The organism is Pseudomonas muyukensis (assembly GCF_019139535.1).
Taxonomy (GTDB): Bacteria; Pseudomonadota; Gammaproteobacteria; order Pseudomonadales; family Pseudomonadaceae; genus Aquipseudomonas; species Aquipseudomonas muyukensis.
In genome coordinates this window covers 576,704-599,654 of record NZ_CP077073.1, presented here as the reverse complement: position 1 = coordinate 599,654, position 22,951 = coordinate 576,704, and the positions used below count along the sequence as shown (strand labels likewise).

Below are 22,951 nucleotides of genomic sequence, written 5' to 3'. Positions count from 1 at the left end.
TTACTTACGGGAATAATGCACGACCAGCTTGTCGCCGATCATCTGCAGCACCTGGACCAGGATTACCAGCAGCACCACGGTGACGATCATCACGTCGGTCTGGAAGCGCTGGTAGCCGAAGCGGATCGACAGGTCGCCCAGGCCACCGGCGCCGACCACGCCAGCCATGGCGGTGTAGGACACCAGGGTGATCGCGGTCACGGTGATGGCGGCGATGATGCCCGGCATGGCTTCTGGCAGCACGGCCTTGAAGATGATCTGGCCAGTGGTGGCGCCCATCGACTGGGTGGCCTCGATGATGCCGCGATCGACCTCGCGCAGGGCGGTTTCCACCAGGCGCGCGAAGAATGGCGTGGTACCCACCACCAACGGCGGGATGGCGCCGGCGACCCCCAGCGAGGTGCCGGTGATCAGCACCGTGACCGGGATCATCACGATCAGCAGGATGATGAACGGCACCGAGCGCACGATGTTGACGATGGTCGCCAGCACCGCATAGAACTTGGTGTGCTCGAACATCTGCCGCGGGCTGAAGAGGAACAGCACCACGCCCAGGGGCAGCCCCAGCAGCACGATGAACACCAGCGAGGTGAACAGCATGATCAGGGTGTCGTTGGTTGCCTGCCAGATCTCGACCCAGTCGACGTTGGCGAAGTAGTTCAGGATATCCATCAACGCAGTACCTCCATATGTACGTCAGCCGCGGTGAAGCGGGCGAACGCCGCCTCCATGTCGCCACCCATCAGGGCGAGGGTCAGCTGGCCATAGGGAATGTCCTTGATGCGGTCGATACGCCCGGCAAGGATGCTGTAGTCCACGCCGGTTTCGCGGGCCACGGTGCCGAGCAACGGCGCATAGGTGGCGTCGCCCTGGAAGGTCAGGCGCACGATGCGCCCCGGCACGTGGGCGAAGTCGTCGCGTTGCTCGTTTTCGTCGACTTGCTCGTCTTCCTGGACGAAGCGTTTGGTGGTCGGGTGCTGCGGGTGCAGGAACACCTCGGCCACCGGGCCCTGCTCGACGATCTGCCCGGCATCCATCACGGCCACGCGGTCGCAGACGCGGCGGATCACATCCATTTCATGGGTGATCAGCACGATGGTCAGTTTCAGCTCGCGGTTGATCTCGGCCAGCAGTTGCAGCACCGAGGCGGTGGTCTGCGGGTCGAGGGCGCTGGTGGCCTCGTCGCACAGCAGGATCTTCGGGTTGGTGGACAGGGCGCGGGCGATGCCGACGCGCTGCTTTTGCCCGCCCGACAGCTGCGCCGGGTATTTCCTGGCGTGGTCCTGCAAGCCAACGCGGGCCAGCAGTTCGGTCACGCGCTTGTCGATCTGCGCACGGGGCAGCTCGCCGGCCAGTACCAGCGGCAGGGCGACGTTGTCGGCGACGGTCTTGGAGGCCAGCAGGTTGAAGTGCTGGAAGATCATCCCGACCTGCTGGCGGAAGTGGCGCAACTGGCTGGCATCGAAGGCGGTGACGTCTTCGCCGTCGACGACGATGGTGCCGCCAGAGGGCTCCTCGAGGCGGTTGATCAGGCGCAGCATGGTGCTCTTGCCGGCGCCGGAGTGGCCGATCAGGCCGAACACCTGGCCATCTTCGATGGTCAGGCTGGTCGGGTTCAGGGCCGGGATATCCCTACCGGCGACGCGGTAGGTCTTGTGGACGTTTTGAAACTCGATCACTGAGCGAACCTTGTGGGGCGCATGGAATTTGGGCTGGCGGTGAGCCGGGGTGGCGCATTTTAGCCTTTTTCAATAGCGGTACTTATCACTTATTTCTGATTCATCCAACTCGCCGGCTATAACGCGACAACCGGTAATCCAGATTGAACGCTCGTCGTCGCACCCCAGTCACTACTTCAACCAGCCCCCAGGGGCAGCCTGAAGACTGATGAGGAGAGCCGGACATGGCCAGCAAGAACAAGTCGGAGCCACGGGAAAGCCAGGTGGCGGGCACCCAGACACCCGATCGGGCCAACACCAACGCCAAGCTGCAGAGCCTGGAGAACTTCCGCAGCGACGCCAGCGGCCAGGCGCTGCGCACCAACCAGGGGGTCAAGGTCGCCGACAACCAGAACAGCCTCAAGGCCGGTGCCCGCGGGCCATCGCTGCTCGAAGACTTCATCATGCGCGAGAAGATCACCCACTTCGACCATGAGCGCATCCCCGAGCGCATCGTCCATGCCCGTGGCACCGGTGCCCATGGCTACTTCCAGAGCTATGGCTGCCACGCCGAACTGACCAAGGCCGGCTTCCTCCAGGACCCGGACGCCATCACCCCGGTGTTCGTGCGTTTTTCCACCGTGCAGGGGCCGCGCGGCTCCGGCGACACGGTGCGTGACGTGCGCGGCTTCGCGGTGAAGTTCTACACCGACGAGGGCAACTTCGACCTGGTCGGCAACAACATGCCGGTGTTCTTCATCCAGGATGCGATCAAGTTCCCGGATTTTGTCCACGCAGTGAAGCCCGAGCCGCACAACGAGATGCCCACCGGCGGCTCGGCCCACGATACGTTCTGGGATTTCGTCTCGCTGGTGCCGGAGTCGGCGCACATGGTGATCTGGGCCATGTCCGATCGCGCCATCCCCCGTAGCCTGCGCATGATGGAAGGCTTTGGCGTGCATACCTTCCGGCTGATAAACGCCGATGGCGTGGCCAGTTTCGTCAAGTTCCACTGGAAACCGCGCCAGGGCGTGCACTCGGTGCTGTGGGACGAAGCCCAGAAGCTGGCCGGCAAGGACACCGACTACCATCGCCGCGACCTGTGGGACGCGATCGAGACCGGGCACTACCCGCAATGGGAGCTGGGCGTGCAGATCATCCCCGAGGCCGACGAGCACAAGTTCGACTTCGACCTGCTCGACCCGACCAAGCTCATCCCCGAGGAGCTGGTGCCGGTAACGCCGTTGGGCAAGATGGTGCTCGACCGCAATCCGGACAACTTCTTCGCCGAGGTGGAGCAGATCGCCTTCTGCCCGGGGCATATCGTGCCCGGCATCGACTTTTCCAATGACCCGTTGCTGCAAGGGCGGCTGTTCTCCTACACCGATACGCAGATCAGCCGTCTTGGCGGGCCGAACTTTCACGAAATCCCGATCAACCGGCCCATCGCTCCCAACCACAGCAGCCAGCGCGATGCCATGCACCGCATGACCATCGACAGGGGGCGGGCTTCCTACGAGCCCAATTCGATCGATGGCGGTTGGCCCAGGGAAACCCCGCCGGCCCCGCGCGATGGCGGTTTCGAGAGCTACCAGGAGCGTATCGAGGCGCACAAGATCCGCCAGCGCAGCGAGTCGTTCGGCGATCACTTCTCCCAGGCGCGGCTGTTCTTCCACAGCATGAGCGCCACCGAGCAGCAGCACATCATCAAGGCCTACAGTTTCGAGTTGGGCAAGGTGGAGCGTGAAGCGATCCGCGCGCGGACGGTCAACGAGATCCTGGCCAACATCGACCTCAAGCTGGCCTCGGCGGTGGCGGCCAACCTTGGCCTGCCGGCGCCCAAGGCCGGGACGGTCAAGGTCAAGGGCAGCAAGCCAGGGCAGTCCAAGGCGTTGAGCCAGATGAACCACCCCGGCGACATCGGTATCAGTGGGCGCAAGGTCGCCGTGCTGGTGGCCGATGGCGTGGACGCGGCAAGTGTCGACAAGCTGGTCAAGGCGCTGGAGGCCCAACGCGCCCGGCCAATGCTGCTGGGGCCGACTTCTGCGCCGGTGAAGGACGCGCGGGGCAAGGTGCTGGCGGTGGATGCGTCGATGCAGGGCATGCCGTCGGTGATGTTCGACGGGGTCTGGGTGCCGGCTGGCAAGGCGTCGCTCGAAGCGTTGGAGAACAGCGGCGTGGCCAAGCACTTCCTGCTCGAGGCCTACAAGCACCTCAAGCCCATGGGGCTGGCGCTGGAGGCCAAGCTGTTGCTGAACAAGCTGGGCCTGCAGGAAGATGCCGGCTTGCTGCTGGGCGATGATCAGCAAACCTTCGAGGCCTTCTTCAAGGCAGTCGAGGCACATCGGGTGTGGGCGCGGGAGGCGGTGGCCGAGGGGGTGCCGGCGTAAGCAAGGCCGCTCCTGCAGGGATTTCGCGCTCACCTGTAATCGGATGGACTCGCCCCCGCCGAGGCATCACAGTGCCACGGTGGCGTTCTAAGAAGCCAACGGCAGCGAGGGCGAGACCATGAGCAAGCATAGGACGAAGCGCAATTCCCTGTCTTCCACCGATGTAACGCTTTGCCAACACCTGTCAGTCGACTTGGCCAAGCAAGTCTTTCAGGTGGCCGGAGATGACGGCTCCGGGCGCGTCATCTACGAAGATCGAATCAAATCCCGTGAAGCCTTTCACGCGTTCCTGACCAAGCTGCCACCCACCGTGACGGTCCTGATGGAAAGTGGCCCCGGCGCTCAAGCATGGGGGCGTTTGCTCCAGGCGCAGGGCACCCCAGTCCGCATCCTGCCCGCGCAGCGAGTGGCGGAGCACCGCAGTGGTGCCAAGAATGATCGTAACGACGCCCATGCCATCTTGCGCGCAGGCCGGGATACCAGCATTGCTGCGGTGCCGATCAAGAGCACTGCCGCTTTGGCGATTCAAGCTTTACACCGCGCTCGCAGAGGCTATGTCAGGCGCCACACCGCGCTAGGCAACCAGATCCGCGGCCTGTTACTGGAACAGGGCGTCGCCCTGGCGCAAGGCGATTTTGCCGTCAGCCAAGGTGTGTCGCGGATTCTTGAAGATGCGACCCAACCATTACCAGATCTGCTGCGTGAATTGCTCGATGAACTGCTCGCCGAATGGCGCTATCTGGGCGAGCGTATCGCCGTCCTGACAGGACGGCTCGAAACAGCGGCGGGGGCCGACAAGGTCGCATGCCGCCTGATGACGATACGCGGTGTCGGCCCGATCATCGCCACAGCGATGCTGGCCAAGCAGCCTGAACCTTCGCGGTTCCCCAATGCTCGACAGTTTGCCGCTTACTTTGGCCTGGTGCCCGACCAGCACAGCAGTGGAAAGAAGGTCAGGCTGGGCAAGATGAGCAAGCGAGGTGACGGCTACTTACGCAGCATGATGATCCAGGGTGCGCACGCGGTTCTTAGCCATTTGAAGCCTGATTCCGATCAGCCAGACGATCGCCGCCTCTTGCGATGGTTAACTCGGCTTGGTCGCAAGGAGGCGGCGATCAGACTGGCTAATCGAAATCTGCGCATCATTTGGGTGCTGCTACAAGGAGAGCAGGTTTACCAACGTCAACCGGATGATCGTCAGGAGCCCGCCATGAGCCGCTGACTTACAGCGTTACGCCACCGGGGTGCCGAGCGCCCCAGCCCCTGCTAGTGAACATCGACCCTAGGTAAGACCGTCGCGGATCAATGCCTACGCTCCTACCGGCCCAAGAGGCCTGAATGTAATGGGCATGCTGCGAGCTCACCCGATGTTGGCCAGAAGCACCAAGCTTCCTCGAATAGGCCTGATACATAGATGCAACCGGGTAACCTTGTTCGAAAAGCAGGTAGACAATGTAGGCGAGTCCATACATAGGAGCGGCCTTGTGTCGCGATGGGGCGCAGCGGCCCCGGCAATCTCACTGCCGGTGCGGAACCAGCACCACCTGCGCCGGCAGCGAACGCTGGATCTCATGCGTCTGCTGCAACGCGAAGCCGCTGTCGAGCTTGCGCACGCGTTTCTCCAGCAGGGTCTTGAGCCACGGCGCATCCTGGGTGCGCGGCACCTGGAACACCACCTCGCACTGGTAGCTCACCACGTCGGCGGCGATGTCATCGAGCTGCCGGCGCAGGGCGCGACTGTCGGTAGTCTGCAACGCCACCACGGTAGATGGCGCACTCGGGTCGATCAGGCGCGCCTTGGGCTTGGCTTCGGCGGCCTTGAGCGCGGCCTCGGCTTTTTCCAGCTCGGCCTTGCGTGCCTGGGCCATGGCGTCGCCGCCGGTCAGCGCCGGTGCCTGCGGCATCAGCGCGCGGGCACGGGCCAGGGCAGTGGCCGCGGCGTTGACATCGCCCTTTTGCAGGACGATCTGGCTGCGTTGCAGGTAGGCCTCGGCAAGCTGGCGCTGGTGCGGCTCGACCCGAGGATCGTCCGGGGCCTGGGTTTGCAGGGCGGCCAGCTGGTCCTCGGCGGTGGCCAGCTCGTTGCTGGCGATGCTTTGTTCCAGCTGTTGCCAGGCATCCGGCTGGGCAGGCGCGCTCGGCTGCTCTGCCGGGGTGCTGGAGCACGCAGCCAGGAACAGGGAAAACGCGGCAACAAGCAGATAACGTGAGGCGAACGGCTTCATTCCTGCGACTCTCTATTTGCGCAAAAAGCGAGCAAGTCTACACCCAGGTGCGCACGCTCGAAAACAAGTCCTACAGACCTGCAACCGCTGAAAAGGTTGCAGGATGCGCCTGCGCGCATCCAGATATTTCAGCGTTTGGGTAATGCCAGGCTCAGCAAGAATAGCACTGCCGCGCAGACCACGATCGATGGCCCGGCCGGGGTGTCCTTGAACCACGATAGCGCCAGGCCGCCGCACACCGCGGTGACGCCCAGCAGGCTGGCGCCCAGGGCCATCTGCTCCGGCGAGCGGGCGTGACGTTGTGCCGCGGCGGCCGGAATGATCAGCAACGAGGTGATCAGCAACACGCCGACGATCTTCATCGCCACCGCGATCACCACCGCGATCAGCAGCATCAACGCCAGGCGCAGGCCCGCCACCGGCAGGCCTTCGACCATGGCCAGTTCCTCGTGCACGGTCACCGCCAGCAGCGGCCGCCAGAACACCGTCAGCAGCATCAGCACCAGCGCGCTGCCGCCAAGGATCCAGGCCAGGTCGGTGGTGCTGATCGCCAGCAGGTCGCCGAACAGGTAGGCCATCAGGTCGATGCGCACGTCGTGCATGAAGCTCAGCACCACCAGCCCCAGTGACAAGGTGCTGGGGGCGAGGATGCCGAGCAGGGTGTCAGAGGCCAGCGGCTGGCGCTGTTGCAGGGTGACCAGCAGGATCGCCAGCAACAGGCAGCCGACGGTTACCGCCAGCGCCGGGCTGACGTCCAGCGCGAAGCCCAGTGCCACGCCCAGCAGCGCGGCATGGGACAAGGTGTCGCCGAAATAGGCCATGCGCCGCCACACCACGAACGAACCCAGCGGGCCGGCGACCAAGGCCAGGGACAAACCGGCAAGCAGGGCGTAGAGAAGAAAATCAGCCATGCTTGCAGTGCTCTCCGTGGACATGGGGGCCGGGGGCGATCACCGAGCCGTGCAGGTCATGGCTGTGATCGTGATGGTGGTGGTAGACGGCCAGGCTCGGGGCGTTCTGGCCGAACAGCTCGACGAAGGCCGGATCGTTGCTGACCTGCTCGGGGTGGCCCGAGCAGCACACATGGCGGTTGAGGCAGACCACCTGGTCGGTGGCGCTCATCACCAGGTGCAGGTCGTGACTGACCATCAGCACGCCGCAGCCGTGGCGGTCGCGCAGGCGGGTGATGAGGTTGTACAGCTCGGTCTGGCCGACCACGTCGACGCCCTGTACCGGTTCGTCCAGCACCAGCAGCTCGGGTTCGCGCAGCAGTGCGCGGGCCAGCAGCACGCGCTGCATCTCGCCGCCGGAAATGCTCTGGATCGGGCTGTCGATTACCTGCTCGGCGCCGACCTCCTGCAATGCCGACAAGGCAGCTGCGCGGTCCACCCCGGGCACCAGGCGCAAAAAGCGCAGCACCGACAGCGGCAGCGTGGCATCCACCTGGATCTTTTGCGGCATGTAGCCGATGCGCAGCCTGGGCTTGCGCCAGACCTTGCCGCGGTGCGGCTTGAGCAGGCCCAGCACGGCGCGCACCAGGGTGGTCTTGCCGGCGCCGTTGGGGCCGATCAGGGTGACGATCTGGCCTGGAGCCACCGACAGGTCGATGCTGTCGAGCACCGCCTCGCCGCCAAAGCTGACGCCGACCTGCTCGAGGCGGATCAGGGCGTCGCTCATGCCTGGCCCCGGCAGTTGCCGCACAGGCCCACTACTTCGACGGTCTGGGTCTCGACGGCGAAGCCCACGGCCTTGGCGCTGTCGACGATGGCGTTGCTGATGCTGTCCTGCTCCAGCTCGATGGCCACGTGGCAGGCGCGGCAGATCAGGAACTGACCCTGGTGCGCGTGCTCGGGGTGGCTGCAGCCGATGAAGGCGTTGAGCGAGGCGATGCGGTGCACCAGGCCGTTGTCGAGCAGGAAGTCCAGGGCGCGGTACACCGTCGGCGGCGCGGCGCGGCGACCGTCCTGTTCGCTGAGCACGGCGAGGATGTCGTAGGCGCCCAGTGGCTTGTGGCTCTGCCACACCAGTTCCAGCACCCGTCGGCGCAGGGCGGTCAGGCGCAGGCCCTGACGGTTGCACAGCGCGTCGGCCTCGGCCAGCGCGCTGTGCACGCAATGGGAATGATCGTGGGGACGGTGGGCCAGCGGCGTGATGGACATGGGCAGCGACGGTTCTGGATGGAGACGTTATTATGTTACCTGTTTCTGACGACCCGAGTAGCCACCGTGTCCCGATTCCTTGCCTTCTTTGTCGCTTTCATCGCGTGCTCGGCCCAGGCCGAGGTGCGCCTGCTGACCAGCATCAAGCCCCTGCAACAGATCGCCGCCGCCGTGCAGGACGGTGTCGGCAGCCCCGACGTGCTGCTGCCGCCGGGCGCTTCGCCGCACCATTACGCGCTGCGTCCGTCCGACGTGCGGAAGGTCGCCGATGCCGACCTGCTGTACTGGATCGGCCCGGACATGGAGGGCTTCCTGCCCCGCGTGCTGGCCGGCCGCCGCAAGCCGACCACGGCGGTGCAGTCGTTGGCGGGCATGCAACTGCGCCACTTCGGCGAGGACAGCCATTCCCACGAAGAAGCCGACCACGACGATCACGACCATGATCACCGTCCAGGCAGCCTCGATGCCCACCTGTGGCTGTCGTCGCTGAATGCCCGGGTGATCGCCACGCAGATGGCTGGCGACCTGGCAGCGGCCGACCCGGCCAATGCCCCGCGCTACCAGGCCAACCTCAAGCAGTTCGTCGAGCGCCTGGATGCCCTGGACCTGCGCATCAAGCAGCGCGTGTCGGGTATCGCCGGCAAGCCCTACTTCGTGTTCCACGAGGCGTTCGACTACTTCGAGGCGGCCTATGGCCTGAAGCACACCGGTGTGTTCAGCGTGGCATCCGAGGTGCAACCGGGCGCGCAGCACGTGGCCGCCATGCGCCAGCGCCTGCAGGCCGTGGGCAAGACCTGCGTGTTCAGCGAGCCGCCGCTGCGCCCGCGCCTGGCCGAGACCCTGACGGCGGGGCTGCCGGTACGCCTGGCCGAGCTGGATGCGCTGGGCGGCAGCGATGCGGTGGATGGCAAGGGCTATGAGCGCTTGCTGGAGAAGCTGGGCGGCGACCTGGCTGGCTGCCTGGAACAGCTCTAGGGTCGTTATTTGTAGCACCCTGTAGGAGCGGCCTTGTGTCGCGATGGGCTGCGCAGCGGCCCCAGGGTCTCGGCTTCCTGCAAGACTGTCGGGGCTGCTGCGCAGCCCTTCGCGACACAAGGCCGCTCCTACAGGGGTAGGGACGGCCGGGAAATCCACATTGGCCGGCGAGCAGGCAGGCGCGCTCTACAAGGCGAAGGGCAGCTTCAACGCCACTTGCTGGCGCTGCGCCAGGCGTATCTCGAACTCGCTCGGGTCGTGGATCATCACGTCCATCCCGGCGAACGCTTGCGCCGCGATCAGCCGCGACAGCCAGAAGCGCACGCACGCCACCCGCAGCATCACTGGCCACAGCTCGGCCTCGGCGGCCGTGAACGGCCGTAGCGCCGCATAGGCGCCCAGCAGCGCCTGGGCGCGCGGCAGGTCGATGCCATCCGTTTCGTTCAGGCACCAGTCGTTCACGGTGATGGCGATGTCATACAGCATCGGCCCGGAGCAGGCGTTGTAGAAGTCGATCAACCCGGTCAGGTGGGTGCCTTCGAACATCACGTTGTCGCGGAACAGGTCGGCGTGCAGGTTGGCCCTGGGCAAGGCAAGGATCTGCGCCTTGTGCGCGCGGATCTCCTCCAGTGCCGGGGTCAGCAGCGCCGCCTGGGCCGCGCTCAGGCCCGGCAGCAGCTCGGCGCCCGAATCCAGCATCCAGTCCAGGCCACGGTCGGTGCGGCGCTCGAGGATGCGCTCGCGGGTGGCCAGGTGGATATGCGCCTGCAGCTCGCCGACCTGGGCGCAGTGCTGGTTGTTCGGGGCCTTGACGTGCTTGCCCGACAACCGCGGTTGCAGCAGCGCCGGCTTGCCGCACAGCTCGCGCAGGCCATGGCCGTCGCGGTCGCGCACGGCGTAGGGCACAGGCATGTCGGCAGCGTGCAGCACGTCGAGCAGGTCGATGAAGAACGGCATGTCTTCAGCCGGCCCGCGCTCGATCAGTGTAAGGACGAACTCCCCTTTTTCCAGGCTGACGAAGAAATTGCTGTTCTCGGTACCGGCGGCGATGCCCTGGAAGTCGAGCAGGCGGCCCAGCTCGTATGGCGCCAGAAAGGTTTCCAGCTCAGGCCGGGACACAGGGGTGAAGACTGACATGTTGAAGAATTGCCCATGCGGGCACCTCCGCCGGGAAGTGCCTGGTTGATATGAACGGTACGCGAGCCTACTTCCACTCGAAGATTTTCCAGGACGGAATCAGCATGTCCGGCTGGTCTGAGCGAATGAAATTGGCATCGGTGCCATCGGCGCGTACCAGGAAATAAGGTTTGCCGCCCTTCGGCGTGACCTTGATCGCATACAGGAAGCCGTTCTGCCGGTATTCCTGGATGGTTTTATCGCCTTCCGTGCGAATGGTTACATCGGGATCGGCCGATGGGGCTTCGTCCGCCGCCTGGGTGACGACCGGCATGGTGGCCAGCAGACCGAGCAGTAACAGGCGATTGAGTGTGCGCATGATAACCTAGTCCTTTTGTCGTCATTGATCCGGCTATTCTAGCTCCGGACCCGCCGAAAAGGTTGATTCTCCTCATGAGCCAAGCGCCCCTCGTCCTGGTGGACGGTTCGTCCTACCTCTACCGCGCCTTTCACGCGCTGCCGCCGCTGACCACCTCCAAGGGCATGCCCACCGGCGCGGTCAAGGGCGTGCTGAACATGCTCAAGAGCCTGCGCAAGCAATACCCCGACAGCCTGTTCGCGGTGGTCTTCGACGCCAAGGGCGGGACCTTCCGCGACGCCATGTTCGCCGAGTACAAGGCCAACCGCCCGAGCATGCCCGACGACCTGCGGGTGCAGGTCGAGCCGCTGCATGCCAGCGTACGCGCCCTGGGCTACCCGCTGCTGTGCGTCGAGGGTGTCGAGGCCGACGACGTGATCGGCACCCTGGCGCGCAGCAGCGCGGCGGCTGGCCGGCCGGTGATCATCTCGACCGGCGACAAGGACATGGCCCAGTTGGTGGACGGCCATGTCACCCTGGTCAACACCATGACCGGCAGCGTGCTGGACGTGGCGGGCGTGCATGAGAAATTCGGCGTCGGCCCCGAGCACATCATCGATTTCCTCGCCCTGATGGGCGACAAGGTCGACAACATCCCAGGCGTGCCGGGCGTTGGCGAGAAGACCGCGGTCGGCCTGCTGACCGGCATCGGCGGCGGCCTGCGCGATGTGTACCAGAACCTGGACAAGGTGCCGGGCCTGGCCATTCGAGGCGCCAAGACCCTCGCCGCCAAGCTTGAGGAGCACCGCGACGCGGCTTTCCTTTCCTACGAGCTGGCCACCATCAAGTGCGATGTCGAGCTGGACGTCGAGGTCGATGCGCTGGTATGCGGCGCGCCAGACCGTGAAACCCTGCTGGCGCTGTACACCGAGATGGAGTTCAAGAGCTGGGTCGCCGACGTGCAGCGCGAGGCGAGCCAGGCCGGGGGCACCGCCGTGGTGGCCGAGGCGCCCGCCGTCAAGGTCGAACCGCAGTACGAAACCATCCTCGACCAGGCGCGCTTCGACGCCTGGCTGGAAAAACTGCGCCAGGCGCCATTGTTTGCCTTCGACACCGAAACCACCGGCCTCGATGCCCAGCAGGCGCAACTGGTCGGCCTGTCGTTCGCGGTAACGCCGCATGAGGCGGCCTATGTACCGCTGGCCCATGACTACGAAGGTGCCCCGGCCCAGCTGGACCGCGAGCAAGTGCTGCTGGCGCTCAAGCCGCTGCTGGAAGACCCGGCCAAGGGCAAGGTCGGCCAGAACGCCAAGTACGACATCAACATCCTGGCCAACGGCAGCCCGGCCATCCACCTGCGCGGCGTGGCCTACGACACCATGCTCGAGTCCTACGTGCTGGACTCCACCGCCACCCGTCACGACATGGACAGCCTGGCGCAGAAGTACCTCGACCACAGCACCATCGCCTTCGAGGACATCGCCGGCAAGGGCGCCAAGCAGCTGACTTTCAACCAGATCGCCCTGGACAAGGCCGGCCCCTACGCCGCCGAGGACGCCGACATCACCCTGCGCCTGCACCAGGCCTTGCAGGCGCGCCTGGCCAAGACCCCCAGCGTGCTGCCGGTGCTGATGGACATCGAGATGCCGCTGGTGCCGGTGCTGGCCAAGATCGAGCGCCAGGGCGCGCTGGTCGATGCCGCGCTGCTCGGCGTGCAGAGCGGCGAGCTGGGGGCCAAGCTGGTCGAGCTGGAGCGCGAGGCGTTCGAGCTGGCCGGCGAGGCATTCAACCTTGGTTCGCCCAAGCAGCTTGGCGCGATTCTTTATGACAAGCTGGGCATGCCGGTGCTGAGCAAGACCGCCAAGGGCCAGCCGTCCACCGCCGAGGCGGTGCTGGATGAACTGGCCGAGCAAGGCTACCCGCTGCCCAGGGTGCTGATGCAGTACCGCAGCCTGAGCAAGCTCAAGAGCACCTACACCGACAAGTTGCCGGGGCAGATCAACCCGCGCACCGGGCGTATCCATACCTCCTACCAGCAGGCCGTGGCCGCCACCGGCCGGCTGTCGTCCAGCGACCCGAACCTGCAGAACATTCCGATCCGCACCGCCGAAGGCCGGCGCATCCGCCAGGCCTTCGTCGCCAGCCCCGGCTACACCCTGCTGGCGGCGGACTACTCGCAGATCGAGCTGCGCATCATGGCCCACCTGGCCAAGGACGAAGGCCTGTTGCATGCCTTCCGCAACGACCTGGACGTGCACCGCGCCACCGCCGCCGAGGTGTTCGGCGTGGCCCTGGACGCGGTGACCAGCGACCAGCGGCGCAGCGCCAAGGCGATCAACTTCGGCCTGATCTACGGCATGAGCGCGTTCGGCCTGGCCAAGCAGATCGGCGTCGATCGCAAGCAGTCCCAGGACTACATCGACCGCTACTTCGCCCGTTACCCGGGCGTGCTGGCGTACATGGAGCGCACCCGCGCCCAGGCCGCCGAGCAAGGCTTCGTCGAAACCCTGTTCGGTCGCCGCCTGTACCTGCCGGACATCAACGCCAAGAACCCGTCCCTGCGCAAGGGCGCCGAGCGTACGGCGATCAACGCGCCGATGCAGGGCACCGCGGCAGACATCATCAAGCGCGCCATGGTGGCGGTGGATAACTGGCTGAGCGCCAGCGGGCTGGATGCACGGGTGATCCTGCAGGTGCATGACGAACTGGTGCTGGAAGTACGCGAGGACCTGGTCGAGCAGGTGAAAGCTGAGATCCGCAGTCACATGAGCGCTGCCGCGCAACTGGATGTGCCGCTGCTGGTGGAAGTGGGCGTTGGCGCGAATTGGGACGAAGCTCACTAAACGGCGCGTGAAAGCTGTGTAGGATCTGCGGCGTAGTGTCGCGGATCCGGTGCTGGCTGCAGGCCATTAGATCGGGGTTTCATGAAACTATCGCAAATAGTTTCCAGGGGCCCGGAACTAATCCGGTGAACCGCCACTCAGAGGTACTGAATGGCTGGTGAAGCCTTTCGATGCTCCTATGTTGTGTTAAGTGTTGGCAGATACCCGGACCCCGCCCTAGCGGTCCGGACTTGAACCCCGAACTTCCCCCTCCCCATATGAAGTCCGGGGTTTTTTTTGCCTGAAATTTGACCTCCAGGCCCTGCGCAAGCCTTGCGTAGGCGCGTCGCGAAAGGGCTGCGCAGCAGCCCCGGCAATCTTGCATGCCTGTGGTCTTTGGGGTCGCTACGCGGCCCATCGCGACACAAGGCCGCTCCTACAAGGGCGGGTGTCGCCTCAGGCTGGCTTGTCTTCCAGCTCCATCCAGTTCGCCAGCACCCGGTAGGCTTCTTCCAGGCCCAGGCGCTTGGGCGCCGAGAACAACTGGATGGTCACGCCATCGCCCCAGCCCTTGCGAATTTCCGCCTGCACCTTGAGCAGGGTGTTCTTGCCAGCGCCGTGGGTCAGCTTGTCGGCCTTGGTCAGCAGGATGTGCATCGGCATGCCGCTGGCCCTGGCCCAGTCGAGCATCATCTTGTCGAAGTCGGTCATCGGGTGGCGGGTGTCCATCATCAGGATCACCCCGCGCAGGCACTCGCGGCTGCCCAGGTAGGCCTCCAGGTGCTTCTGCCAGTGCTGCTTGAGCGGGATCGGGACTTTTGCATATCCGTAGCCCGGCAGGTCGACCAAACGCCGTTCATCGTCCAGACTGAAGAAATTCAGCAGCTGGGTGCGGCCCGGAGTCTTCGAGGTCCGCGCCAGGCTGGCGTGGGTCAGGGTATTGAGGGCGCTGGACTTACCGGCGTTGGACCGGCCGGCGAAAGCCACCTCGTAACCCTGGTCTTGGGGGCATTGTTCGACCTTGGCAGCGCTGAGGGCGAATGTGGCTTTCTGGCACAGGCCGAGGATGGGGTTCTTGACTTGCATGGGATTTCCGAAGTGGTGTTGCCCAGCACTGGCGTCGAAGGACCAGGCCCGGCAAGCGGTGTCGTTTCCGTTTGGCTGGCGGAAGTATATAATGCCCCAGTTTTTGTGTGCTCATTCGCCTGAAGCAGGCAATGTGAGCATGGGGTGTCGAACAATAGCTCGCGCAACAGAACGCAGCGCGGCCCCCAACCCTGTCAGGTCGTTTCGCATGGCGATATGGCTGCTTGCTGTCGGTATGTTCCTGCCGTTTTACAGCGCACAGGCTACACAGGATCCCAAGGCGTTGTACAACCGCACCTGTGCGGCCTGTCACGCCGGACAACTGCCACAGGCGCCCAAGCAGGGTGACCGGGCGGCCTGGGAGCCAAGGCTGGCGCAAGGCATGGAGCGACTGGTGACACATGTTACACAGGGTTTCAAGGCTATGCCGCCGCGTGGATTGTGCATGGACTGCAGTGCCGAGGACTACCGTTTGGTCATCCTTTGGATGAGCGGCAGTCCCGATACATAACATTTCACCCTTAGCCGTGTTGGATTAGCTGATGAACAAACTAGTCGTGAGTCTGCTGTTGACCATGGGTGTCGCAGGTGCGGCCACTGCTGCAGAACCTATCAAGGGCGACGCCGCCGCCGGCCAGGCCAAGACAGCCGTCTGTGGCGCCTGCCACAACCCCGACGGCAACAGCCTGGCGCCGAACTTCCCGAAACTCGCCGGCCAAGGCCAGCGTTACCTCGAAAAACAACTGCACGACATCAAGTCCGGCAAGCGTACCGTGCTGGAGATGACCGGCATGCTGGCCAACCTCAACGACCAGGACCTGGCCGATATCGCCGCCTACTTCGCCAGCCAGAAAGGCAGCGTCGGCGCCGCCGACCCGAAACTGGTCGAACGTGGCCGCGCACTGTTCAATGGCGGCGACCTCGAGAAGGGCATGCCGGCTTGCACCGGTTGCCATTCGCCCAACGGCGCAGGTATCGCCCTGGCCGGCTTCCCGCACCTGAGCGGCCAGCACGCGCAGTACGTTGGCAAGCAGCTGACCGACTTCCGCGAAGGCAACCGCACCAACGACGGCGACGCCATGACCATGCGCACCATCGCCGGCAAACTGAGCAACAAGGACATCGAAGCGCTGTCCAGCTACATCCAGGGCCTGCACTGATCGCGGCGCCGGGTTCGCCAGCAAGGCCGGCGCCCGCACAATGTGGGGGGCGTTAACGCTCGGTTAATGCACTGGCGCTAAAGATGAAAAGGGCAGCCCAGGCTGCCCTTTTTTCTGTCCATAGCCGTTACACTACAGAACTCGAGCCCTTCCCGACCTGTCCTACTCAGGTCGCGTCGAGGCGACCAAAGACTGCTCAGGAGTAAAGCATGCGTAAACTGATTCTCAGCGCTGCGCTGGTCGCCGCCAGCGTATTCGGTATGGCCGCCGTGCAGGCCGCGGAACCTGCCACTGCCGGCAAGGAATATATCGAGCTGAGCAACCCGGTGCCGGTATCGGTGCCAGGCAAGATCGAAGTCGTCGAGCTGTTCTGGTACGGCTGCCCGCACTGCTACCACTTCGAACCGGTCGTCAATCCATGGGTCGACAAGCTGCCCAAGGACGTCAACTTCAAGCGCGTCCCCGCCATGTTCGGTGGCCCATGGGATGCCCACGGCCAGATGTTCCTGACCCTCGAGGCCATGGGCGTGGAGCACGCCGTGCACAATGCCGTGTTCGATGCCATCCAGAACAAGCGCATGCGCCTGACCGACCCGAAAGACATGGCCGACTTCCTGGCCACCCAGGGCGTGGACAAGGACAAGTTCCTCGCCACCTTCAATTCCTTCGCCATCAAGGGCCAGGTCAACCAGGCCAAAGAGCTGGCCAAGAAGTACGAGATCACTGGCGTCCCAAGCATGGTGGTCAACGGCAAGTATCGCTTCGACCTGGGTACCGCCCAAGGTCCGGAAGGCGTGCTGAACGTCGCCGACCAGCTGATCGCCAAGGAGCGCGCCGCTAAGTAAGCGGCGACTGCCATGGGCCGCTTTCGCTCCACACGAAGCGTCGGCCTGCACCAGCCGCAGGTCAACGAGCATCACCTGCAGGCCACTGGCCTGCCGGCCGATGGTCGCCTGCGGCTGCTCAGTTTCAATATCCAGGTCGGTATCAGCACCGAGCGCTACCGCCACTACGTGACCCGCAGCTGGCAACACCTGCTGCCGCACAACGGCCGTGCCGGCAACCTGCAGAAGATCGGCGAGTTGCTCGGCGACTTCGACCTGGTGGCCTTGCAGGAAGCCGACGGCGGCAGCCTGCGCTCCGGCTTCGTCAACCAGGTGGAGCATCTCGCCCAGCTGGGGGCCTTCCCCTACTGGTACCAGCAGCTCAACCGCAACCTCGGGCGTTTCGCCCAGCACAGCAATGGCGTGCTCAGCCGGCTCAAGCCCCAGCACCTGGAAGACCATCCCTTGCCTGGCCCGTCTGGGCGAGGCGCGATCCTGGTGCGTTTCGGCGAAGGTGCCGACGCCCTGATCGTGGTGATGATGCACCTGGCGCTCGGCTCCAAGACGCGCGCCCGGCAGCTGGCCTACATCCGCGAGCTGATAGGTGGCTATCGTCACCAGATCCTCATGGGTGACATGAACACCCATGCCAACGACCTGCTCGACCATTCGCCCTTGCGTGATCTCGGGCTTGTCGCGCCCCAGGTCGAGGCCACTTTTCCCAGCTGGCGTCCCCAGCGCTGCCTTGACCACATCCTGCTCAGCCCGAGCCTTACGCTGGAACGCGTTGAGGTGCTGGCACAGCCAATTTCCGATCACCTGCCCGTCGCCGTCGAGATCCGATTGCCTGATGCCCTGACTGTGGATACGCTGCCGGTCCTGAGTTAGCCCTGCCTGGGTGAATCCTGCACTCAAGTGTTGGGCTTTTCCGCCGAAATCCAGTGATTGCAGGACTAGATGCCACCACCCGTTGCGGAACCAGGCATGACCGAAGAAGCCGAGCGCTGGAAAGAAAAATACCTCAAGAGCATCGAGCAGCAGGAAAAGCTCGAGCGGCGCTGGGAAGCCCGCCTCGACCTGCTGCGCCGTGGCCTGGTGCGCAGCACCCTGGCGGCAGAGGGTAGCGACAAGACGGTTGACCAGTGCATGAAGGAAATGCGCGAGGTCATCCGTGGCGACAACATGGACGCGGGGCTGGCCGGGCTGATTCCGCGCCTGGAAAAAGCCGTGCTCGACTCCGAGCAGCGTCGCGAGACGCGCATGAACCAGGTCAGCGAAGCGCTGACGGCGCTGGTCAGCCAACTGCAGAGCCTGCCGTTGCCGGGCGAAGTCGCCCGCCCCTTGAAAAAACTCGCCAAGAAGCTCGACGGTGGCGTCAGCCAGTCTCGCGAGCTACCGCCGCTGTTGGGCGAGCTCAGCGGTTTGCAGGGGCGTGCCCTGAATGCCGTGCAAAGGCCGGACGAAGACGCCAGGCCCGGCTTCTTGCAGCGCCTGTTCGGTGGCCGTGACGAGGCGCCGGCCGATCTGGCGCCGCTGCCCGTTGCTGGCGAGGCTCCGCCTGCGCAACCTGCGCCCGTGGCGCCAGTTACCGCGGCGCAGGATGCCGATGAGCTGCATGCCTTGGCCCCGCTGCCACAAGTCCCGCAGGCGGCGCCCGCCCCCGAGGCAACGGCCCCGGTTGCCGCGGCCGAGCTGCCAGGCCCGGCGCTGGTCGAGGCCACGCCGGTGGTGGCCGCCGAGCCCCCGCCACAGCCTGAGGTGCAGGCGCCCCCCGCGCCGATCGAGGCCGAGCCTGAGCCCAGCCAAGCCGAGCCTGAACCCCTGCCCCCCGACGCGGCGCCGGAAAGCCTGCTGGAGGATGAGGCGCAAGCGCCCGCGGACAGCCTCGGCGAGGATGGCCCCTACGCCCTGCCGGATGCCGTCGAGCCGCCCTACAGCCAGGTCGCCGCGCATATCGAGCAGACCCTGATCGGCCTGCTCGACGACCTCAGCCTGCCCGAGCGCCACAAGGCCCAGGCCCTGCAGATGCGCGAGCGGGTCTCGCGAGGCCTGAACTGGTACGAGTTGATTCCGGTGCTGGATGACCTGGCCGTGCTCATGCTGGCGATCACCGACAGCGGCCAGCATGAGTTCGAGGCTTACCTGCAGGAGCTCAACGGGCGCCTGGAGAGCTTCCAGAGCCACTTGCACGAAGCCAGCGCCGGCCATGCCGACAACAGCTCTGCCGCCCGCGAGCTGGACAGCCAGTTGCGTGAGCAGGTCGATGGCCTGCAAAACAGCGTGCAGGGCGCCGCCGATGTCGATAGCCTCAAGCACATCCTCGAGAATCGCCTCGAAGGCCTGCTGGTGACCATGGACGAGCACCAGCATGAGCGCGATCGCCGCGAACAGGAGCTGGCGGGTCGCCTGCAAGGCCTGGCCGAGCGGGTGGCAAGCATGGAGCAAGAGGCCCAAGGTTACCGCGAGCACCTTGAGGAACAACGGCAGAAGGCGATGATCGACCCACTGACCGGCCTGCCCAATCGCGCCGCCTGGTCCGAACGGGTCGAGCGCGAGGTACTCGACTGGCAGGAGCACGGTGGCCACCTGGCCATGGCCATCCTCGACCTCGATCACTTCAAGCGCATCAACGATGGCTACGGACACCTGGCTGGCGACAAGGTGCTGAAGATCGTCGCCGAACAGTTGCGCAAGCGCCTGCGTGGCCGCGATTTCATCGCCCGCTTCGGCGGCGAGGAATTCGTCCTGTTGCTGCCGCAGACCACGCCGCCGGCCGCGGCGCAGGTGGCCGAAGCCTTGCGCGCGGCGATCGAGGCCTGTCCGTTCCATTTCAAGGGCGAGCGGGTGGTGATCACCACCTCCATCGGCCTGAGCGCCTTCCGCTCGGGTGAACGTGGCGACCAGGTACTCAAGCGTGCGGACGAGGCGCTGTACCGGGCCAAGGACCAAGGCCGCAATCGGGTCGAGCAGGCATAAATAGTTACCGCACTGGCGACGCCACTGTCCTCGACACTGCGGGCCTGCGCTGGAATCCCAGCGCCTTGCCCGTAATCGATCGACACAAGGAGTCGAACATGAACATGACCCGTTGCTGCCTGCCCGTGCTGCTGGCCCTGATCTTCCAGGGGGCGGCCATGGCCCACGAAGTGGCCCTCACCGCCCATATCGCCGCCGATGGCCGCATCTTGAGCCAGTCGCCGCACTGGATCAGCCAGGTGCAGGTGCAACCCCAGGCCAACTACTTCACCCAGTACAAGCTGAGCCTGGACAAGGACCAACTGCGCCAGGCCCCAGGCTTCTGCTCGGTCTCCCCGCTCGACGCCAGCAGCTACGAGCGCCAGCTGCATGGGGCGGCCAAGGTGGTCGGCACGCCGCTGGCCGACAAGCTGACGGTGCAGACCCAACTGGTGGATGTACCCGGCGCCAGCGGCGACAACTCGCTGGAGTTTCAGGTGCTGTGCGTGCGCTGAGGCGTGACGAACCTGGTAACCCGATGCGTGGAGCACGTTATACTGTAGCGCTATTGCCGCCTACTTGATGACGTGTTCCTGCAATGAAAAGACTCTTCACCGCCCTGCTCCTGCTGGCCCTGGCCGGTTGTTCCAGCGGCCTGCGCATCGACCGCAGCCACCCTTCGGCGAACCAGGACAGCCGCATCCAGTTCGTCGTCCTGCATTACACCAATGCGTCGTTGCAGCGCTCGCTTGCCCTGCTCACCCATGGCGAGGTCAGCAGCCACTACCTGATCGGCGATGGCCCGGCCACGGTCTACCAGCTGGTGGACGAGAACCGTCGTGCCTGGCACGCCGGTGACAGCCAATGGCAGGGCCGCACCTGGCTCAACTCAAGCTCGATCGGCATCGAGATCGTCAACCCGGGCTACACCGACACCCCGTCCGGGCGGGTCTGGCACCCGTACAGCGAAGCACAGGTGCAGGCGCTGATCGCCTTGCTCAAGGACATCGTCAAGCGCAACAACATCGACCCCCGGCACATCATCGGCCACAGCGACATCGCCCCGCTGCGCAAGCTCGACCCAGGCCCGCTGTTCCCCTGGAAACGCCTGGCCGACGCTGGCCTGGGCATTTGGCCGGATGCCACCACGGTGGCGCGCCAGCAGGCCTATTTCGAGGCCAATCCACCGACCCTCACCTGGTACCAGCAACAGTTGGCGCGCTTCGGCTATGCCATCGACCAGACCGGCGAGCTGGATGTAGCCACCCGCCATGTGATCGCGGCTTTCCAGATGCGCTTTCGCCCGCAGCGTTTCGACGGCATGCCGGATGCGCAAACGGCGGCGATGTTGCAGGTGCTCAACCGCAAGCGCTAATAGATTTTTGAGCGTTCAGCGTGGGAGGGGGCGTGCCCCGCGATGCGCTGCCCCACGCAGGTAGTACCTTTTTTCCTGTGTAACAGCGCAACCTGAATCGCGGGGCGATCTTCGATAGGTCTTCTCTATATGCCCAGCGGCCACGCCAAGCTTCGATTCAGTTGCTATACCTTTGGTATTCAACTGGATGCCGCGCATGCCTGCCCTGTTCGCCGTGGTGCGTCAATTTTTCCACCGGCCCTGGCTGCTGGCCGCTCTCGCGGCCCTGGCCAGCGCCGCGCTGTTGCTGGCCGCCAGTGTGGGCTTGACCCTGCAACAGATGAAACAGAGCGAAAGCGCCCAGATGTATGCCCAGGGCGAGCGCTTTCTCGAGCGCCTCGAGCAAGTGTTCGGCCAGTTGCGCGAGGCGGTCGACCAATTGCAGGCGCAGCCCCTGCGCGGTTGCGATGCGGCCATGCTGGCGCAGTTGCAGCAGGTGGCGCTGAAATCGCGTTTCATCTATGAGGCGGCGTACGTAAACGGCACCCAGGCCTGCTCCAACCGCGGTGGCGAGCGCAACATCGAACCGCTGCGTACCCCGGATATCCAGGGCCCGACCTACAGCTACTGGCTCAACACCACCACCGAACCCAACGAGAACCTCGCCGCGCTGATGCTCGGGCGTGGCAACTTCCTGGTGTCTACCTCCCGCGGCCATCTCACCGACGTGGTCGACTTGCCGGCCGGCGGCAGCCTGCTGGTGGTGCTGGACCACAGCACCCGCGCCATTCCGGTGCTCGGCCCGACACAGCACTGGCCGCCGATTGCCGACTGGCCACCACCGGCGAACAAGTCGCTGGTCGAGCTGCCCGACCGGCTGGTGTACCGCATGGCGACCAAGTCGCCGGACTACCAACTGGTGCTGATCGCGCCCAGGGCCAGCTTGCCGCTGAAGCTCAATGGCATGCTCTGGCTGCTGTTTCCCGGCAGCCTGGTGCTGGCGTGCTGTATCGGCTGGCTGGTGCTGCAACTGATCCTGCAACGGCGCTCGATGAGTGCCGAGCTGCAACAGGCCTTGCGGCGGGGTGAGCTGCAGGTGCTGTACCAGCCTATCTTCGAACTCGACAGCCGCCGCTGCGTGGGCGCCGAGGCGCTGGTGCGCTGGCGTCGCCCGGACGGCAGCCTGACCAGCCCGGAGCTGTTCATCCCGCTGGCGGAGAACACCGGGCAGATTCGCCAGATCACCGACTTCGTCCTGCAGCGGGTGCTGGAACAGCTGGGGCAGTTGCTGCGGGCCAACCGGCAGTTGTACATCTCGGTGAACCTGGCCGCGTGCGATGTGATGGTGCCGCGTATCGGCCGGGTGGCGGCGCGCTTGCTGGCGCAGCATCGGGTGGCCGCCAGCCAGATCGCCTTCGAGGTGACCGAGCGTGGCCTGATCGATGTGGTGGTGGCGCGGGACAACCTGCAGGCCCTGCGCGCGGTGGGGCACCAGGTGCTGATCGACGACTTTGGCACCGGCTATTGCAGCCTGGCCTACTTGCAGACCCTGCCGGTGGATTGCCTGAAAATCGACAAGTCGTTCATCGATGCCCTGGGCCATGACGCTGCCAGCAGCGGCGTCGCCCCGCACATCATTCGCATGGCCCACGACCTGCACCTGCGGGTGATCGCCGAGGGCATCGAGTGCGAGGACCAGGCGCTGCTGCTCAACGCCGAGGGGGTTCACTATGGCCAGGGCTGGCTGTTCGCCCACCCGTTGAATGCCCGCCAGTTCGCCGAGTTGATCACCCGCGGCCGGCGGGTGGCGGGCCGGCGCATCGACGATGAGCCTTGAGGCTGCCTTTGCCTGTCAGCCGCACCCGGCAG

At 65.0% G+C, this 22,951-nt stretch carries 21 protein-coding genes; 12 read left to right on the top strand and 9 right to left on the bottom strand.

Going from position 1 to position 22,951, the window contains the following annotated elements; all coding sequences use genetic code 11:
• Both KSS95_RS02780 and KSS95_RS02775 read right to left on the bottom strand, forming a co-directional pair.
• Complete coding sequence (locus KSS95_RS02780; protein WP_217851485.1) at positions 1 to 672, bottom strand: methionine ABC transporter permease; 672 nt, start codon at positions 670 to 672, stop codon at positions 1 to 3.
• Complete coding sequence (locus tag KSS95_RS02775; RefSeq protein ID WP_217851483.1) at positions 672 to 1,679, bottom strand: methionine ABC transporter ATP-binding protein; 1,008 nt, start codon at positions 1,677 to 1,679, stop codon at positions 672 to 674. Before KSS95_RS02775 ends, KSS95_RS02780 begins: the two co-directional genes overlap by 1 nt.
• A 224-nt stretch (positions 1,680 to 1,903) precedes the next feature.
• Here KSS95_RS02775 and katE point away from each other — a divergent pair, with 224 nt between their 5' ends.
• On the top strand, positions 1,904 to 4,048 hold the full coding sequence (gene katE, locus KSS95_RS02770) for a catalase HPII (RefSeq protein ID WP_217851481.1): 2,145 nt from the start codon (positions 1,904 to 1,906) through the stop codon (positions 4,046 to 4,048).
• Between the two features lie 118 nt (positions 4,049 to 4,166).
• Positions 4,167 to 5,270 (top strand): IS110 family RNA-guided transposase, encoded by a 1,104-nt coding sequence (locus KSS95_RS02765; RefSeq protein ID WP_217848121.1) that lies wholly within the window; start codon positions 4,167 to 4,169, stop codon positions 5,268 to 5,270.
• A gap of 295 nt (positions 5,271 to 5,565) precedes the next feature.
• Here the strand turns inward: KSS95_RS02765 and KSS95_RS02760 are convergent, their stop codons facing one another.
• The 4 genes from KSS95_RS02760 to zur all read right to left on the bottom strand — a co-directional run bounded on the left by KSS95_RS02760 (position 5,566) and on the right by zur (position 8,432).
• On the bottom strand, positions 5,566 to 6,273 hold the full coding sequence (locus KSS95_RS02760; RefSeq protein ID WP_217851479.1) for a PA5502 family lipoprotein: 708 nt from the start codon (positions 6,271 to 6,273) through the stop codon (positions 5,566 to 5,568).
• Positions 6,274 to 6,401: 128 nt separating this feature from the next.
• A complete protein-coding gene (gene znuB / locus KSS95_RS02755) occupies positions 6,402 to 7,184 on the bottom strand; it encodes a zinc ABC transporter permease subunit ZnuB (RefSeq protein ID WP_217851477.1) in 783 nt (260 codons plus the stop codon).
• Entirely contained in the window at positions 7,177 to 7,950 is a 774-nt protein-coding gene (gene znuC / locus KSS95_RS02750) for a zinc ABC transporter ATP-binding protein ZnuC (RefSeq protein ID WP_217851476.1), read from the bottom strand. The genes znuB and znuC overlap by 8 nt, the downstream gene beginning before the upstream one ends.
• Positions 7,947 to 8,432 carry a zinc uptake transcriptional repressor Zur gene (zur, locus tag KSS95_RS02745; protein ID WP_217851474.1) on the bottom strand — a complete coding sequence of 162 codons (486 nt, stop codon included), beginning with the start codon at positions 8,430 to 8,432 and terminating at the stop codon, positions 7,947 to 7,949. The genes znuC and zur overlap by 4 nt, the downstream gene beginning before the upstream one ends.
• Positions 8,433 to 8,450: 18 nt before the next feature.
• On the opposite strand from zur, the gene KSS95_RS02740 reads away from it, so the two are divergent.
• The gene (locus tag KSS95_RS02740; RefSeq protein ID WP_217851472.1) at positions 8,451 to 9,407 is read left to right on the top strand and encodes a zinc ABC transporter substrate-binding protein; all 957 of its coding nucleotides are present in this window, start codon (positions 8,451 to 8,453) and stop codon (positions 9,405 to 9,407) included.
• A 186-nt stretch (positions 9,408 to 9,593) separates the two neighbouring features.
• On the opposite strand, the gene KSS95_RS02735 is transcribed toward KSS95_RS02740, so the two are convergent.
• Together KSS95_RS02735 and KSS95_RS02730 are read right to left on the bottom strand one after the other, a co-directional pair.
• Complete coding sequence (locus KSS95_RS02735; protein WP_217851470.1) at positions 9,594 to 10,544, bottom strand: homoserine kinase; 951 nt, start codon at positions 10,542 to 10,544, stop codon at positions 9,594 to 9,596.
• 67 nt (positions 10,545 to 10,611) lie between these two features.
• Positions 10,612 to 10,902, bottom strand: coding sequence for a DUF2782 domain-containing protein (locus KSS95_RS02730; RefSeq protein ID WP_134689048.1), 291 nt, complete (start codon positions 10,900 to 10,902; stop codon positions 10,612 to 10,614).
• A 74-nt stretch (positions 10,903 to 10,976) separates the two neighbouring features.
• Between KSS95_RS02730 and polA the strand changes: the two genes are divergently transcribed.
• Positions 10,977 to 13,724 carry a DNA polymerase I gene (gene polA / locus KSS95_RS02725; RefSeq protein WP_217851468.1) on the top strand — a complete coding sequence of 916 codons (2,748 nt, stop codon included), beginning with the start codon at positions 10,977 to 10,979 and terminating at the stop codon, positions 13,722 to 13,724.
• Between the two features lie 435 nt (positions 13,725 to 14,159).
• Here the strand turns inward: polA and yihA are convergent, their stop codons facing one another.
• Entirely contained in the window at positions 14,160 to 14,789 is a 630-nt protein-coding gene (yihA, locus tag KSS95_RS02720) for a ribosome biogenesis GTP-binding protein YihA/YsxC (protein WP_217851466.1), read from the bottom strand.
• Between the two features lie 208 nt (positions 14,790 to 14,997).
• On the opposite strand from yihA, the gene KSS95_RS02715 reads away from it, so the two are divergent.
• The 8 genes from KSS95_RS02715 to KSS95_RS02680 all read left to right on the top strand — a co-directional run bounded on the left by KSS95_RS02715 (position 14,998) and on the right by KSS95_RS02680 (position 22,919).
• Positions 14,998 to 15,300 carry a c-type cytochrome gene (locus KSS95_RS02715; protein WP_217851464.1) on the top strand — a complete coding sequence of 101 codons (303 nt, stop codon included), beginning with the start codon at positions 14,998 to 15,000 and terminating at the stop codon, positions 15,298 to 15,300.
• Between the two features lie 31 nt (positions 15,301 to 15,331).
• Positions 15,332 to 15,949, top strand: coding sequence for a c-type cytochrome (locus tag KSS95_RS02710; protein WP_217851462.1), 618 nt, complete (start codon positions 15,332 to 15,334; stop codon positions 15,947 to 15,949).
• Positions 15,950 to 16,158: 209 nt separating this feature from the next.
• On the top strand, positions 16,159 to 16,794 hold the full coding sequence (gene dsbA / locus KSS95_RS02705) for a thiol:disulfide interchange protein DsbA (protein WP_217851460.1): 636 nt from the start codon (positions 16,159 to 16,161) through the stop codon (positions 16,792 to 16,794).
• Positions 16,795 to 16,806: 12 nt separating this feature from the next.
• The gene (locus KSS95_RS02700) at positions 16,807 to 17,661 is read left to right on the top strand and encodes an endonuclease/exonuclease/phosphatase family protein (protein ID WP_217851451.1); all 855 of its coding nucleotides are present in this window, start codon (positions 16,807 to 16,809) and stop codon (positions 17,659 to 17,661) included.
• 96 nt (positions 17,662 to 17,757) lie between these two features.
• On the top strand, positions 17,758 to 19,749 hold the full coding sequence (locus KSS95_RS02695) for a GGDEF domain-containing protein (RefSeq protein WP_217851449.1): 1,992 nt from the start codon (positions 17,758 to 17,760) through the stop codon (positions 19,747 to 19,749).
• 98 nt (positions 19,750 to 19,847) lie between these two features.
• Entirely contained in the window at positions 19,848 to 20,243 is a 396-nt protein-coding gene (locus KSS95_RS02690; RefSeq protein ID WP_217851447.1) for a hypothetical protein, read from the top strand.
• Between the two features lie 83 nt (positions 20,244 to 20,326).
• Complete coding sequence (locus tag KSS95_RS02685) at positions 20,327 to 21,103, top strand: N-acetylmuramoyl-L-alanine amidase (RefSeq protein WP_217851445.1); 777 nt, start codon at positions 20,327 to 20,329, stop codon at positions 21,101 to 21,103.
• A gap of 196 nt (positions 21,104 to 21,299) precedes the next feature.
• Positions 21,300 to 22,919 (top strand): EAL domain-containing protein, encoded by a 1,620-nt coding sequence (locus KSS95_RS02680; RefSeq protein ID WP_217851443.1) that lies wholly within the window; start codon positions 21,300 to 21,302, stop codon positions 22,917 to 22,919.
• Positions 22,920 to 22,951 lie beyond the last annotated feature (32 nt).